This is a genomic window from Xenorhabdus bovienii (assembly GCF_024721015.1).
GTDB classification, from domain to species: domain Bacteria; phylum Pseudomonadota; class Gammaproteobacteria; order Enterobacterales; family Enterobacteriaceae; genus Xenorhabdus; species Xenorhabdus bovienii.
Genome location: NZ_JANAIF010000085.1, coordinates 1 through 13,987 on the forward strand (window position 1 = coordinate 1; position 13,987 = coordinate 13,987).

Annotated in this window: 16 protein-coding genes; 14 read left to right on the plus strand and 2 right to left on the minus strand. The window is 45.5% G+C overall.

Translation table 11 applies throughout. From position 1 onward, the window contains the following. The first annotated feature begins 332 nt into the window (after positions 1-332). The gene (locus NXS07_RS16700) at positions 333-1,223 is read left to right on the plus strand and encodes a LysR family transcriptional regulator (protein WP_258087177.1); all 891 of its coding nucleotides are present in this window, start codon (positions 333-335) and stop codon (positions 1,221-1,223) included. Between the two features lie 325 nt (positions 1,224-1,548). Here the strand turns inward: NXS07_RS16700 and NXS07_RS16705 are convergent, their stop codons facing one another. Further along, positions 1,549-3,501, minus strand: a complete 1,953-nt coding sequence (locus NXS07_RS16705; protein ID WP_258087178.1) for an ABC transporter ATP-binding protein — start codon at positions 3,499-3,501, stop codon at positions 1,549-1,551. Positions 3,502-3,620: 119 nt separating this feature from the next. Here NXS07_RS16705 and kefG point away from each other — a divergent pair, with 119 nt between their 5' ends. From kefG to slyD, 4 genes are all read left to right on the plus strand, one after another. Beyond that, positions 3,621-4,169: a glutathione-regulated potassium-efflux system ancillary protein KefG gene (kefG, locus tag NXS07_RS16710; protein WP_196244164.1), complete on the plus strand. Its 549-nt coding sequence runs from the start codon at positions 3,621-3,623 to the stop codon at positions 4,167-4,169. Between the two features lie 2 nt (positions 4,170-4,171). After that, entirely contained in the window at positions 4,172-5,980 is a 1,809-nt protein-coding gene (gene kefB, locus NXS07_RS16715) for a glutathione-regulated potassium-efflux system protein KefB (protein WP_038204464.1), read from the plus strand. Between the two features lie 14 nt (positions 5,981-5,994). Then, positions 5,995-6,198: a YheV family putative zinc ribbon protein gene (locus NXS07_RS16720; RefSeq protein WP_038204467.1), complete on the plus strand. Its 204-nt coding sequence runs from the start codon at positions 5,995-5,997 to the stop codon at positions 6,196-6,198. A 145-nt stretch (positions 6,199-6,343) separates the two neighbouring features. Beyond that, the gene (gene slyD, locus NXS07_RS16725; protein WP_038254971.1) at positions 6,344-6,880 is read left to right on the plus strand and encodes a peptidylprolyl isomerase; all 537 of its coding nucleotides are present in this window, start codon (positions 6,344-6,346) and stop codon (positions 6,878-6,880) included. A 100-nt stretch (positions 6,881-6,980) separates the two neighbouring features. Here slyD and NXS07_RS16730 read toward each other — a convergent pair whose 3' ends face one another. Continuing rightward, on the minus strand, positions 6,981-7,199 hold the full coding sequence (locus NXS07_RS16730) for a SlyX family protein (protein ID WP_038189400.1): 219 nt from the start codon (positions 7,197-7,199) through the stop codon (positions 6,981-6,983). Between the two features lie 240 nt (positions 7,200-7,439). On the opposite strand from NXS07_RS16730, the gene fkpA reads away from it, so the two are divergent. The 9 genes from fkpA to NXS07_RS16775 form a co-directional block, all read left to right on the plus strand. Then, positions 7,440-8,198, plus strand: a complete 759-nt coding sequence (gene fkpA / locus NXS07_RS16735) for an FKBP-type peptidyl-prolyl cis-trans isomerase (RefSeq protein ID WP_051863057.1) — start codon at positions 7,440-7,442, stop codon at positions 8,196-8,198. Positions 8,199-8,580: 382 nt separating this feature from the next. Continuing rightward, complete coding sequence (locus NXS07_RS16740; protein ID WP_038195543.1) at positions 8,581-9,303, plus strand: helix-turn-helix transcriptional regulator; 723 nt, start codon at positions 8,581-8,583, stop codon at positions 9,301-9,303. Next, positions 9,303-9,698 carry a sulfurtransferase complex subunit TusD gene (gene tusD, locus NXS07_RS16745; protein ID WP_038195541.1) on the plus strand — a complete coding sequence of 132 codons (396 nt, stop codon included), beginning with the start codon at positions 9,303-9,305 and terminating at the stop codon, positions 9,696-9,698. Before NXS07_RS16740 ends, tusD begins: the two co-directional genes overlap by 1 nt. A gap of 26 nt (positions 9,699-9,724) precedes the next feature. Beyond that, the gene (gene tusC / locus NXS07_RS16750) at positions 9,725-10,084 is read left to right on the plus strand and encodes a sulfurtransferase complex subunit TusC (RefSeq protein ID WP_258087179.1); all 360 of its coding nucleotides are present in this window, start codon (positions 9,725-9,727) and stop codon (positions 10,082-10,084) included. Positions 10,085-10,103: 19 nt separating this feature from the next. Next, positions 10,104-10,391, plus strand: a complete 288-nt coding sequence (gene tusB, locus NXS07_RS16755; RefSeq protein WP_038223926.1) for a sulfurtransferase complex subunit TusB — start codon at positions 10,104-10,106, stop codon at positions 10,389-10,391. Positions 10,392-10,579: 188 nt separating this feature from the next. Next, positions 10,580-10,954 carry a 30S ribosomal protein S12 gene (gene rpsL / locus NXS07_RS16760; RefSeq protein ID WP_004246896.1) on the plus strand — a complete coding sequence of 125 codons (375 nt, stop codon included), beginning with the start codon at positions 10,580-10,582 and terminating at the stop codon, positions 10,952-10,954. Positions 10,955-11,052: 98 nt separating this feature from the next. Next, the gene (rpsG, locus tag NXS07_RS16765) at positions 11,053-11,523 is read left to right on the plus strand and encodes a 30S ribosomal protein S7 (RefSeq protein WP_012990344.1); all 471 of its coding nucleotides are present in this window, start codon (positions 11,053-11,055) and stop codon (positions 11,521-11,523) included. An 80-nt stretch (positions 11,524-11,603) separates the two neighbouring features. After that, on the plus strand, positions 11,604-13,712 hold the full coding sequence (fusA, locus tag NXS07_RS16770; RefSeq protein ID WP_038195536.1) for an elongation factor G: 2,109 nt from the start codon (positions 11,604-11,606) through the stop codon (positions 13,710-13,712). A 69-nt stretch (positions 13,713-13,781) separates the two neighbouring features. Next, positions 13,782-13,987: GTP-binding protein (locus NXS07_RS16775; RefSeq protein WP_258087180.1), on the plus strand; the 206-nt coding region annotated here is incomplete at its 3' end.

A 13,987-nucleotide genomic window follows, 5' to 3' on the forward strand; every position in this document is an offset into this window, starting at 1 on the left:
TCAGATTAATTTTCATGAGCGCGATCATGATCTGATACAAATGAAAAATCAAGCATCTTCAATGACGACGGATATAGATTGAAGTTTTCCTGGTGCTGTACCGTCAGTTGTGTACTTTGGTTTTTAGTTTCTATTGTAATTACTTATAAAGTAAATTAAAACACTGCATTAATAAATATTTTGCTAATTGTACCCTTGTTAACTAACATTTTATTAGTTAACATTTTGACCAGTTGTCCTGATAAAACCTTTAGCAAAACGCTAAGTTAAAATGCTATCACCATGAGTCTGTAATGTTTTGTAGTTATTAAACAATCATTGAGCGAGAGAACATGGATATACGCAATCTTGAGGCTTTTATCGTTTTGGCTGAGACTCTTAATTATCATAAAGCTTCAGAGAGGCTTTATCTTTCTCAGCCTGCCTTGACGAAGAAAATACACGGGTTGGAAGGTATTCTTGGTGCTTCATTATTCCTAAGGGGGCCAAATGGAACGAGATTGACAGACTTCGGGCATAAGACGCTGGAAAATGCCCGAAAATTTTTATCTCACTATGAACAGTTTAAAAGTCGGGTTCATTTTGATTCAAAGGAAGACATTATCAGGCATTTATATGTTGGGTCTTGTTTTCCTATCCATAACTATTCTCAGATAGAAAAGCAGATCGCGGATAAGAAAGGGAATGTCGTATTGGCGCTGATGACCGGGTTGTCGGTTGAGCAGCAGATCAGTTTGTTGAATGCGGGAATGCTACATGTCGCGGTGATGCCTCTGGCTGCGATAACTCAGTTGGAGCCAAAAAAGATTTTTACTGAAAAACTGGTCTATCTTTTTAAAAGAAGTAGCCACCTGATACCTAAATTTAGGGCGGAGAAAAGTCGATTTGGAAATGGGAATGTTCCGGTTCATTCATCAGAAAAAAAAGATATTGTTGAGTTAACCGATTGCCTTAACGTATTCCCTATTTATACGGGTGACAGTAAGCATTTGTTATTAAAGACTAATGACATTATGCTCATCATGGAGATGATTACAAAAAATAGTGCGTATACGTGTGTTCCTCAACGTATTATCAGCTCGATCCCTGAGTATTATATGAATTTGCTGGAAATTGTTGAAACGGATAAAAAAATAGAACTCGGCGTAATATGGGGTAAATCAATCGATGATCATCTGATTGATGATGTTGAAAATTTTTCTGCATTGGTTGCTAATTTGTAAGTCAGTTAGCAAGGCACCGTTTTACTATTGATCGTTTTACTCTCAATTGTTGTTATGAAATTTTTTACGGAAATGGTATTTGGGAGTTGAGTGGTAAGATTATTCTCAATAAGGAGTCTGAAATGCTAATTAGACGCTCAGGTGTTTTTCAAGTGTAAATAACCTTTCTAGATAAATGAGTTATCATTTTTTACCGTCAATAAAATAGCTGTTCGTTTGAATGTGTTTACTTTTTTGTTTTGTAAACAAGGGACGGTTTTTTCAAGATTTGGGCATTGAATATCAATGCCCAATAATTTCGAAAAGTTAAAGAAAATAAATTAATTTACTGATCCGCGTTAAATGCTTCGCTCATCTGTTCAAGTTGTTCCTGAATATCCAGCCACTCCATTTCCGCATCTTCTAACTTGGATTTGGTTTGAGTCTGTTGTTGCAGGCATTCGGTCAATTCAGTTTTGCGATCATTTTCGTAGATTGTGTTATCTGACAGCTTTTCTTCCCACTCGGCCAATGCTGTGCCCAGTTTTTCCATCTGTTTTTCAAGGGCAGTAAGTTGCTTGCGTAATGGCTGCGTCTGGTTGCGAAATTCGGCCTCACGCCGTTTTTGATCTTTACGCTCCTGGGCACTGTAATTTTGAGCGCCATTCATTGAAGCATCGGGACTTGAGGCCGCTTTTTCCTTTTCCTGATTTTCACGCGTTTGTTGGCGTTGCTGTTCAGTCAGCCATTGCTGATAGTCTTCCAAATCGCCGGTGAACGGTTCTACTTTGCCATCATGTACCAGATAAAGTTCATCGGTTGTGGAGCGTAATAAATGTCTGTCGTGCGATACCACAACCAGTGCACCGTCGAAATCAATTAACGCTTCAGTCAGCGCCTGCCTCATATCCAGATCAAGGTGGTTGGTCGGTTCATCAAGCAGCAGAAGGTTCGGTCGTTGCCAGACAATCAGCGCTAATACCAGTCGGGCTTTTTCTCCACCGGAAAAACGCCCACTCGGATCGGTCACTTGATTACCTTTGAAACTAAAGCCGCCCAGATAGTCACGGAGTTGCTGTTCCGTTTCCTGTGGTGCGATTCTGACTAAATGTTGCAGCGGGGATTCATCTGCGCGCAGGTATTCCAGCTGATGCTGGGCGAAATACCCCAGTTTGATGCCTTTGGCTAAGGCGATCTCGCCCCGCTGTGGTGCAAGTCCACCCGCCAGAAGTTTGATCAATGTAGATTTACCCGCTCCGTTGCGCCCCAACAGGCCGATACGTGATCCCGGTACGAGATTTAATTTGATCGAATCCAGCACGGTTTTTTCACCATATCCGGCACTGACTTTTTCCATCACCAAAAGCGGGCTTGGCAGGCTGTCCGGCTGGCGGAAGCTGAAACGAAATGGGTTATCAACATGAGCAGGGGCGATGAGTTCCATGCGCTCCAGCATCTTAATGCGGCTTTGTGCCTGCTTCGCTTTGGAAGCTTTGGCACGAAAACGGTCAATATAGCTTTGCAGGTGAGTCACTTTTTCCTGCTGGCTTTGATACAGAGCCTGTTGCTGGGCAAGTTTAGCCGCGCGTTGCCGCTCAAAGGAGGAGTAGTTGCCGGTGTATTCAGCCAAAATCAGCTGTTCAATGTGCAGGACTTTATCAATGATCGGATCAAGAAAGTCCCTATCGTGAGATATCAGGATCAAGGTGCCGGTATAGTTTTTCAGCCACTTTTCGAGCCAGATGACCGCGTCTAAATCTAGGTGGTTGGTCGGTTCATCGAGCAGCAGCAGGTCGGAACGACAAATCAGCGCTTGAGCCAGATTGAGCCGCATACGCCAGCCCCCGGAAAATGAACTGACTGACTGTTCCAACTGGGGTTGGGAAAACCCAAGGCCATGCAGCAGACTGGATGCCCGTGCACGGATTGTCCATGCCTGAATGGTATCAAGCTGGCCGTGAAGATGAGCAATCGCGTGACCGTCATTCTGTTCATTGGCGATTTTCAGCTTCTGTTCCAGTTGCCGGAATTCACGGTCACCGTCTATCACATATTCCAGTGCTGAAATTTCCAAAGCCGGCGTTTCTTGATTCACCCACGCCAGCGCCCAGTTGTTGGGAAATGTTACGGAGCCATTTTCAGCCTGGAGTTCACCTTTCAGTAATGAAAGCAGGGTAGATTTACCACAGCCATTTTTACCCACCAATCCCACTTTTTGGCCGGGATTGATAGTTGCGCTGGCATTGTCCAGTAGGACGCGAATGCCGCGACGGATTTGCAGAGATGAGAAAACAATCATAGAGGTTGTCTGTTATAGAATATGTTAAGTTAATAATTACACGTTGTATGTATTCGATTTGATCGCTTGACATGCATGGTAGCGGAAAATAGGTGTCCTGACACGTCCTAGGGGGAATGATGCTATTGCCGCCTAAAATATTGCTGTTATATATCCATCCAGAACCACAGATCTCTGTGGCTAATCATGTTTTGCTACAGCCCGTGCAGGCGTTGGAGCATGTCACTCTTCACGATCTATACGGCTGCTATCCCGATTTTTTTATTGATGTGCCTTTAGAGCAGAAATTGCTGCGTGAGCATCAAATCATTGTTTTTCAGCATCCGTTGTATACTTATAGTTGCCCTGCTTTACTGAAAGAGTGGATGGATCGCGTGTTGAGCCGTGACTTTGTCGGCGGGTCAGAACTGGCGCTGAGAGGAAAGTATTGGCGCTCCGTCATCACCACAGGAGAACCCGAAGGTGCTTACCGGAGAGGTGGATATAACCTCTATCCGATGGAAGAAATTCTCCGTCCTTTCGAATTAACGGCATCGATGTGTCATATGCATTGGTTATCACCCATGATCATTTATTGGGCCAGGCGCCAACGACCTGAAGTGCTTGCCAGTTACGCGAATGCTTATCGGGAATGGCTGAAATCGCCTTTGTCTTTGGGAGGGATGTAATTATGGAGAATTCAGCGCTGTTAAGCGCCGGAACACTGTTTTTGTTTGCTGCTGTTGTGGCTGTTCCCCTTGCCCAGAAATTCAAGATTGGGGCGGTATTAGGTTATCTGATTGCCGGGATTGTACTTGGCCCGTGGGGGCTGGGGTTTATCAAGGATGTCGAGGAAATTCTGCATTTCTCTGAACTGGGTGTTGTTTTCCTGATGTTCATCATTGGCCTTGAGCTGAATCCGGCAAAACTCTGGCAGCTTAGGCGATCTATCTTTGGTGCGGGTACGGCTCAGGTTGTATTGACTGCGCTGGTGCTGATTTTATTCCTGTGTCTGACAAATTTTTCATGGCAGGCCGCTGTTATCGGTGGAATTGGCCTTGCTATGTCATCGACGGCCATGGCGCTACAGTTGATGAAAGAGAAAGGAATGACCGGCAGTGAAAGCGGGCAACTCGGTTTTTCTATCCTGCTGTTTCAGGATATGGCTTTGATCCCCGCTCTGGCTTTGATTCCTCTGTTGGCTGGCAGTACGGCATCCAGTGACTGGTATCGGGTCGGGCTGAAATTTGTTGCTTTTGCGGGCATGTTGCTGGGAGGGCGATATCTGCTGCGCCCACTGTTCCGGTTGGTGGTGAAATCGGATGTCAGGGAGGTGTTCACGGCGGCGGCGCTGTTGGTGGTGCTGGGAGCGGCGATTTTCATGGAGGAACTGGGTTTTTCAATGGCGCTCGGGACTTTTATTGCCGGGGTTTTGCTGGCTGACAGTGAATATCGCCATGAGTTGGAAATTTCTATTGAGCCATTTAAAGGGCTGCTGCTGGGGCTATTTTTTATTTCCGTCGGCATGTCTTTGAATATGGGCGTACTGTTGACTCATTTGTCAGGGGTATTATTCAGTGTTTTGGGACTGGTTCTGATAAAAATTTTCATTCTGTATGTGATCGGCAGGCTTGCCGGCTTGAAAAACTCATCGTGTTTGCAGTTTTCCGGCGTGCTGAGTCAGGGCGGGGAATTTGCATTTGTTTTATTCTCAACGGCGCTGGGGCAGAGCGTGCTGGATCAGAATCAAATGTCACTGTTGTTGGTTGTCGTTACATTGTCGATGATGACGACGCCTCTAGTGATGCAGTTGATCCAACGTATTCTGGCTGGGTATTATAATGCCCAGGAAGAAAAAAACAGTGAACAGCCATTTGTGGAGGATAATGAACCACAGGTGATTCTGGTAGGATTTGGCCGTTTTGGGCAGGTAGTGGGGCGCCTTCTGATGGCGAATAAAATCCGTATCACGGTATTGGAACGTGATGCCAGTGCCATCAGTACGCTGCGTCGTTATGGCTATAAGGTGTATTATGGCGATGCGAGAGAGCGGGAGTTGCTGCGTGCTGCGGGGGCGGCAAAAGCCGAGGCTATCGTGATTGCCAGTGATGAGCCGGAAGAGACCATGGCGATAGTGCATCTGTGCCAGAAGAATTTTCCTCACCTGCATATTATTGCGCGGGCGAGAGGGCGTCTGGAAGCGCATGAGCTGTTGCAGAATGATGTTAAAGATTTCAGCCGTGAAACGTTTTCCAGTGCTCTGGAACTTGGTCGTAAGGCATTGATTAAGACTGGAATGCATCCACATCAGGCTTATCGTGCCCAGCAGCATTTCCGCCGTCTGGATATGCGTATGTTACGTGAGCTGATGCCTCAGTTACATGGCGACGTGGCGCAGATATCCCGTGTGAAAGAGGCTCGCAGGGAATTGGAAGAACTGTTTGAACGGGAAATGCTTAATGAGCGTCGCCGGCCGGAAGGCTGGGACGAATATAAATAGCAATGGGGTGAATCATGTCAGTCAGTCGTAAACGTTTTATTGCAGGAGCGGTTTGTCCCAAGTGTCAGTCGCAGGATACGCTGGCGATGTGGCAGGAAAATAAAGTCGATATTGTGGAGTGTGTCCATTGTGGGCATGTGCAGCGGCAAACCGATGAAACCGTGGCGCCTCATGTTAGAGAGCAGGAACAGGTTATTGGTATCTTTAAACCACAATAATTCAATGTATGAACAACAAATAATGGATAAATTTTGCTGTCGCTAGGTACAGAGAAGTAGAATTCCGTTACAATCAGCAGCATTTTTTTAGCCGTAAAAATTTTCCCTCACGGGGTTTTTTCCCCTCGGGTATGTAGGAGATGTCATGAAAGTAGCACAAGACTTGGTGGTCAGCCTGGCTTATCAAGTAAGAACAGAAGAAGGTGTTTTGGTTGATGAGTCTCCGGTGAGTGCACCGTTAGACTATCTGCATGGCCGTGGTTCTCTGATCAGCGGTTTAGAGAAAGCGGTGGAAGGGCGTGAGGCGGGTGAACGTTTTGATGTTAGCGTCGAAGCAAATGATGCATACGGTCAGTATGATGAAAATTTAGTTCAACGCGTACCAAAAGATGTTTTTGTTGGCGTTGATGAATTGCAGGTGGGTATGCGTTTCCTGGCTGATACAGACATGGGGCCTGTGCCAGTTGAAATTACCGCTCTGGAAGGTGATGAAGTTGTCGTTGACGGCAACCACATGCTGGCTGGCCAGAATCTGAAATTCAACGTTGAAATCGTTGCTATCCGTGAAGCGACCGAAGAAGAATTGGCTCACGGCCATGTGCATGGTCAGGGTGGTTGCGGCGATCACGACCACGATCATGATCATGAAGAGCATGCATGCTGTGGCGGCGGCTGCCATTAATCGTTAAGCAGAAAAAAGGGAAGCGCAGATGAGGCTTCTCTTTTTTGTGTTCCCGCCTTCCTTGGCAAGTATTTTTCTGCCTGAAAAGGCGGGAATGGTATCAGTAATGAGGGGGCGGTGTTTCTTCCGAGAGCGGTGCGATGATCGACGACTGGTGGGTTTTCAGGCGTTCGGACATTAACTGTAGTTGCTCTTTGAGCTTTTCAGTTTCTATCTGTTGTTTTCTCACTTCTTTATTCAGTTCTTCAATAGTGACTTCCTGGTAGGCCAGTTTGGTTTCTAGCTGTTCAAATCTTTGTTCAAATTCGGATAATTCCACTATCTTCCCTCTTATCTTTGGTTAGTTAATTTCGTGTCGGAATGATTATTTTAATCAAGTTGGCACTATAATACTCAAAACATTCTATAAAAGAGGGTTACCATGAAACCTCTTTGTTTTAATGGTTTTGAAGCCAATGTATGACGAGTATTGTGTTCGGTTTCCGCAGACAGTTATAGTGAGTTCGTTCACGTAGCTTTTGCGGACGGTGAATCCCAAAAAAACTGATTGGAGAATAGGATGAAATCATTGTTAAAAACGACTTTATTGGCAGCGTCACTGGCAATGGCATTTAGTGTACCGCAGGCATTGTCTGCTAATACAGAAAACGAAGTAAAACTGAATAGTGCGTTTAAAACAGAAAATCAGCAAAACGCTTATGCATTGGGTTCTTCTCTGGGTCGCTACATGGGCGCTTCATTAAAAGAGCAGGAATCGCTCGGTATCAAGTTAGACCAATCTCAGTTATTGGCGGGTGTTGAAGATGCATTAAAGGATAAAAGCAAACTGAATGATCAAGAAATTCAGCAGATCCTTGGCGCTTTTGAAGTTAAAGTGAAAAATGCAGCACAAGCTAAGGCAGAGAAAGAAGCTGATGAAAATGCTGAAAAAGGGGCTAAATACAGTGAGCAGTTTGCCAAGGAATCGGGTGTTGTAAAAACTAAAACCGGGCTTCTCTACAAAATAGAGAAGGAAGGGAGTGGTAAAACACCAACAGAAAAAGATACGGTGGTTGTAAACTACAAAGGTAGTTTGATCGATGGCAAGGTGTTCGACAGCTCCTATGAGCGCAAAGAACCCCTGACAATTGGTTTGGATCGTATTATTCCCGGCTGGAAAGAAGGTTTACAGCATGTGAAAAAAGGCGGGAAAATCACTCTGGTCATTCCACCGGATTTGGCTTATGGCAAAGCAAGTCTTCCTAGTATTCCTGCTAATTCTACTTTAGTCTTTGATATTGAATTGCTGGATATCAAGCCGGCTGCCAAGGCAAAATAATTTCCACAATAATTAGACGTAATGTGATAGCAGGGGCTGATAGCCCCTGTTTTGTTATCTCGGTATTTACCTCAACTTGGTAAGTAATAAGCCACATGACGACAGAAAAATAATTTTTGCTATTTATTATTTTTTAACGGTATTAAATGAAATAACTTTTTCATATTTCAGGTATATTGAGTATAAAAGCTGTGATAAAACTCTGCGGTCTGTGCAGCAAGGGCTTGACGGCAATTCAATGTGGTTTTAACGTCATTATTCTGAATAGAACACAGAACATTTGAAATGTTTTCTGTTAAGTTGCATTAATGTGATTTTATAATAAATCTCGCCCTGATATTTTCGGTGAGGCAAAGTCTGAGCTTGAAGGATGGTGTATTGCATGTCTACCCCACTATTATCCGGTGATAACAGTGATATTGATTTACTGGAAAACCAACCGTTCAGTGAAACGGATCATGAAATTTTAAAATCTTACGAAGCTGCTGTTGATGGCTTGGCTATGCTGATTGGTGGGCATTGTGAAATTGTTCTTCATTCACTGGAGGACCTTAAATGTTCAGCTGTCAGAATAGCTAATGGTGAGCATACCGGCCGTAAAATTGGTTCTCCCATTACGGATTTGGCATTACGGATGCTGCACGACATTACAGATGAAGACTGTAATGTTTCCAAAGCGTATTTCACGCGGGCAAAAAGCGGTGCATTGATGAAATCCGTCACGATTGCTATTCGTAATCGCTCTCGTCGGGTCATTGGGCTTTTGTGTATTAATATGAACCTGGATGTGCCTTTCTCTGAGATTATTCAAACCTTTATTCCTGAAAAAACGCATGAGGTGTCTTCAAACGTTAATTTTGCCTCTTCAGTAGATGATCTTGTGGCACAGACACTGGAATTTACTATCGAAGAAGTGAATGCTGATCGCAATGTTTCCAATAATGCGAAAAACAGACAGGTTGTCCTGAATCTCTATGAGAAAGGGATTTTTGATATTAAAGATGCGATTAATCAGGTTGCTGATCGTCTGAATATCTCCAAACATACCGTATATCTTTATATTCGCCAGTTTAAAAATGGTGAATACGCGAGTTCGGAGAAATAATGTCATCGCTGTCTTATTGCCTGCTGGTGACTGGGCCGGCTTATGGCACTCAGCAAGCCAGCAGTGCCTATCAATTTGCTCAGGCGCTGGTTGCTTCAGGCCATAAACTGCACAGCGTGTTTTTTTATCGCGAAGGTGTCCAAAATGGCAATCGGCTGGTGGCTCCCGCCAGTGATGAGTTCGATCTGGTCAGGGCGTGGCAGGCAATAGCCGCCCAGCACCAATTCAACTTGTTTATTTGTGTTGCAGCGGCACTGCGTCGCGGTGTCACAGATGAACAGCAGGCCAACGAACTCAATCTGTCCGCCGTGAATCTGGCGGATGGGTTTGAGCTCAGTGGATTGGGTTCGTTGGCTGAAGCCATGATGCTGTGTGATCGCGTGGTACAATTCTAGGAGCATACCCGGTATTGAGGGTTCTGATGAAAAAAATCGCCTTCGTTTTTACTGAAGCTCCCCACGGATCTTCTGCTGGCAGGGAAGGTCTGGATGCGCTGCTTGCAACATCGGCATTGACTGAGCAAATTGGCATATTCTTTATTTCTGATGGGGTATTCCAACTGTTGGCCAATCAGCAGCCAGAGACAATTCTGGCGCGTGATTACATCTCAACATTTAAGCTACTGCCCCTGTATGACATTGATAAATGCTACATTTGCCTCGATGATCTGAACGCTCGGGGAGGCAGCCCAGCAAGCGACCTTGTGCTGGAGGCGGAATTTCTCCCGGCGGCGGCAATACGTGAAGTACTATCAGGATATGATGTTGTGTTGAAATTTTAATCTATTGCGGAGGGGTAACATGTTATATACTGTGAGTCGCTCACCTTACCATGATGACTTCAATGCGATGCTGGGCCTTGTCTCTGATGCAGATGATGTTCTGTTAATGCAAAATGGCGTGCTGCTGGGGATCAATGACAATCGCTATTTGGCTGAATTGATCCGTACGGGAGCCCGGGTTTATGCCTTGCAGGAAGATTTGATTGCACGGGGGCTGGTTGAGCAGATTTCAGACCGTGTACAGGTGATAGACTACAAAGGCTTTGTTAGCTTAACAGCGAAACATCCGCAAAATTTTGGCTGGTAGACATTATCTGAACTTTGTCAGTAAATACCTTGTCATTGCAGGTATTTTACCAGCATAGAAAAGCTGTATATTTCTTGACACCTCGTCAAGTCAGCAATAAAATTCCGCGTCCTCATGTTTTGTCATTATGGCTGACAGAGGATAAAATCCGTGTTTACGAAGCAAAAAAACCAGGAGTTTTTTTAATAATGGCAACTATTAACCAGCTGGTTCGCAAATCTCGTAGCTCGAAAGTTGTGAAAAGCAACGTTCCTGCTCTGGAAGCTTGCCCGCAAAAGCGTGGCGTATGTACTCGTGTATATACTACCACCCCTAAAAAACCAAACTCAGCATTGCGTAAAGTATGCCGTGTTCGTTTGACTAACGGTTTCGAAGTTTCTTCCTACATCGGTGGTGAAGGCCACAACTTGCAGGAACACTCCGTTATCCTGATCCGTGGCGGTCGTGTAAAAGACTTGCCAGGTGTGCGTTACCACACTGTTCGCGGTGCACTGGACTGTTCTGGTGTTAAAGACCGTAAGCAAGGTCGTTCTAAGTACGGTGTGAAGAAGCCAAAGGCTTAATGGTTCTCTGTTAAGTAAGGCCAAACATTTTTCACTTTAATGTCAAAATAAACTCGTAGAGTTTTGGACAACCCTGAAATTCGAAACGGAGTATTTCCATGCCACGTCGTCGTGTAATTGGTCAACGTAAAATTTTACCAGATCCAAAATTCGGATCTGAATTGCTGGCCAAATTCGTGAATATCCTGATGGTAGACGGTAAAAAATCTACCGCAGAAGCAATTGTATACAGTGCGCTCGAGACCCTGGCTCAGCGTTCTAGTAAAGGTCATCTGGAAGCATTCGAGCTGGCGCTGGATAACGTGCGCCCGACTGTCGAAGTTAAGTCCCGCCGTGTTGGTGGTTCTACCTATCAGGTTCCAGTTGAAGTTCGTCCGGTTCGTCGTAATGCTCTGGCAATGCGTTGGATCGTTGATGCTGCTCGTAAACGCGGTGATAAGTCGATGGCTCTGCGCCTGGCGAATGAATTATCTGATGCGGCTGAAAACAAAGGCACTGCTGTTAAGAAACGTGAAGACGTTCACCGTATGGCAGAAGCTAACAAGGCGTTCGCACACTACCGTTGGTAATTCCTTCGTAGTGAATATGTTCTGGGTAGCTTCTCGGGGCTACTCGTTCTCAAAATTGAACGCCCACGAGAGAGGAAAACATGGCTCGTAAAACACCTATAGCACGTTACCGTAATATCGGTATCAGTGCTCACATCGACGCCGGTAAAACCACGACAACTGAACGTATCCTGTTTTACACAGGCGTGAACCATAAAATTGGTGAAACTCACGAAGGTTCAGCGACAATGGACTGGATGGAGCAGGAGCAGGAGCGTGGTATCACAATCACGTCTGCTGCGACAACTGCATTCTGGTCTGGTATGGCTAAACAGTATGAGCCACACCGCGTCAACATCATCGACACCCCAGGCCACGTTGACTTCACCATCGAAGTAGAACGTTCCATGCGTGTTCTTGACGGCGCAGTAATGGTTTACTGTGCAGTTGGTGGTGTTCAGCCGCAGTCTGAGACTGTATGGCGTCAGGCTAACAAATACAATGTTCCACGTATCGCGTTCGTTAACAAAATGGACCGTATGGGAGCAAACTTCCTGCGCGTAGTAGAACAGATCAAAAGCCGTCTGGCTGCGAACCCTGTTCCACTTCAACTGGCAATCGGCGCTGAAGATACCTTCACTGGTGTTGTTGACCTGTTGAAAATGAAAGCGATCAACTGGAGTGAAGCAGATCAGGGTGTGACTTTCGAGTACGAAGAGATCCCTGCTGACATGGTTGAGCTGGCTCAGGAATGGCACCAGAATTTGATCGAATCCGCTGCAGAAGCATCAGAAGAACTGATGGACAAATATCTGGGCGGTGAAGAGCTGACTGAAGAAGAAATCAAGACAGCTTTGCGTAAGCGCGTTCTGGCTAGCGAAATTATCCTGGTTACCTGTGGTTCTGCATTTAAGAACAAAGGTGTTCAGGCGATGCTGGATGCAGTTATCGATTACCTGCCAGCACCAACTGACGTTGAATCTATCAAAGGAATGCTGCCAGACGGTAAAGATACTCCAGCAGAGCGTCACTCCAGCGATGAAGAACCGTTCTCTGCACTGGCGTTCAAAATCGCGACTGACCCATTCGTGGGTAACCTGACTTTCTTCCGGGTTTACTCTGGTGTTGTTAACTCTGGTGATACAGTTCTTAACCCAGTGAAAGACCGGAAAGAACGTTTTGGCCGTATCGTTCAGATGCACGCCAACAAACGTGAAGAAATTAAAGAAGTCCGCGCAGGCGATATCGCTGCTGCGATCGGTCTGAAAGATGTCACTACAGGTGATACTCTCTGTGACCTGAACTTGCCAATCATTTTGGAGCGTATGGAATTCCCAGAGCCAGTTATCTCTGTTGCCATCGAACCAAAAACTAAAGCTGACCAAGAAAAAATGGGTATCGCTTTAGGACGTCTGGCTCAGGAAGACCCATCATTCCGCGTATCCAGTAACGAAGAAACTGGTCAGACTATTATCGCGGGTATGGGTGAATTGCACCTCGACGTTCTGGTTGACCGTATGCGTCGCGAATTTAACGTTGAAGCGAACGTAGGTAAACCTCAGGTTGCTTACCGTGAAACTATTCGCAATACCGTTGAGCAGGAAGGTAAACACGCTAAACAGTCAGGTGGTCGTGGTCAGTATGGTCACGTTTGGCTACGTGTTGAGCCTCTGGAACCAGGTGGCGACGGTTACGTGTTCGAGAACGCAATCGTCGGTGGTGTTGTTCCTAAAGAATATATTCCAGGCGTAGATAAAGGCGTTCGTGAACAGCTGAAAGGCGGTGTTCTAGCTGGTTATCCAATTGTTGACGTTAAAGTTACCCTGTTTGATGGTTCTTACCATGACGTTGACTCCTCGGAAATTGCCTTTAAAATTGCTGCATCCATGGCATTTAAAGAAGGCTTCATGAAAGCGAAACCAGTTCTGCTGGAACCAATCATGAAAGTTGAAGTGGAAACACCAGAAGACTACATGGGCGACGTCATCGGTGACTTGAACCGTCGCCGTGGTATGATCGAAGGTATGGATGATCTAGCAACGGGCAAAATTGTTCGTGCTCAAGTACCATTATCTGAAATGTTTGGTTATGCTACTGACCTGCGTTCTCAGACCCAAGGTCGTGCTTCTTACTCCATGGAGTTTTTGAAGTACAACGAAGCGCCTAGCAACGTCGCTCAGGCTATTATCGAAACTCGTAAAGCTAGATAAGTTTTCGGGTTTACTATCTTTTGGCTCCCTTATCTTCGTGATGAGGGAGCGATATTAAGGAATAGAGTCGTGTCTAAAGAAAAGTTCGAACGTAAAAAACCGCACGTTAACGTTGGTACTATCGGTCACGTTGACCACGGTAAAACTACCCTGACTGCTGCAATCACCACTGTTCTGGCGAAAACTTACGGCGGTAGCGCTCGTGCATTCGATCAGATCGATAACGCACCAGAAGAAAAAGCGCGTGGTATCACCATTTCTACTTCTCACGTAGA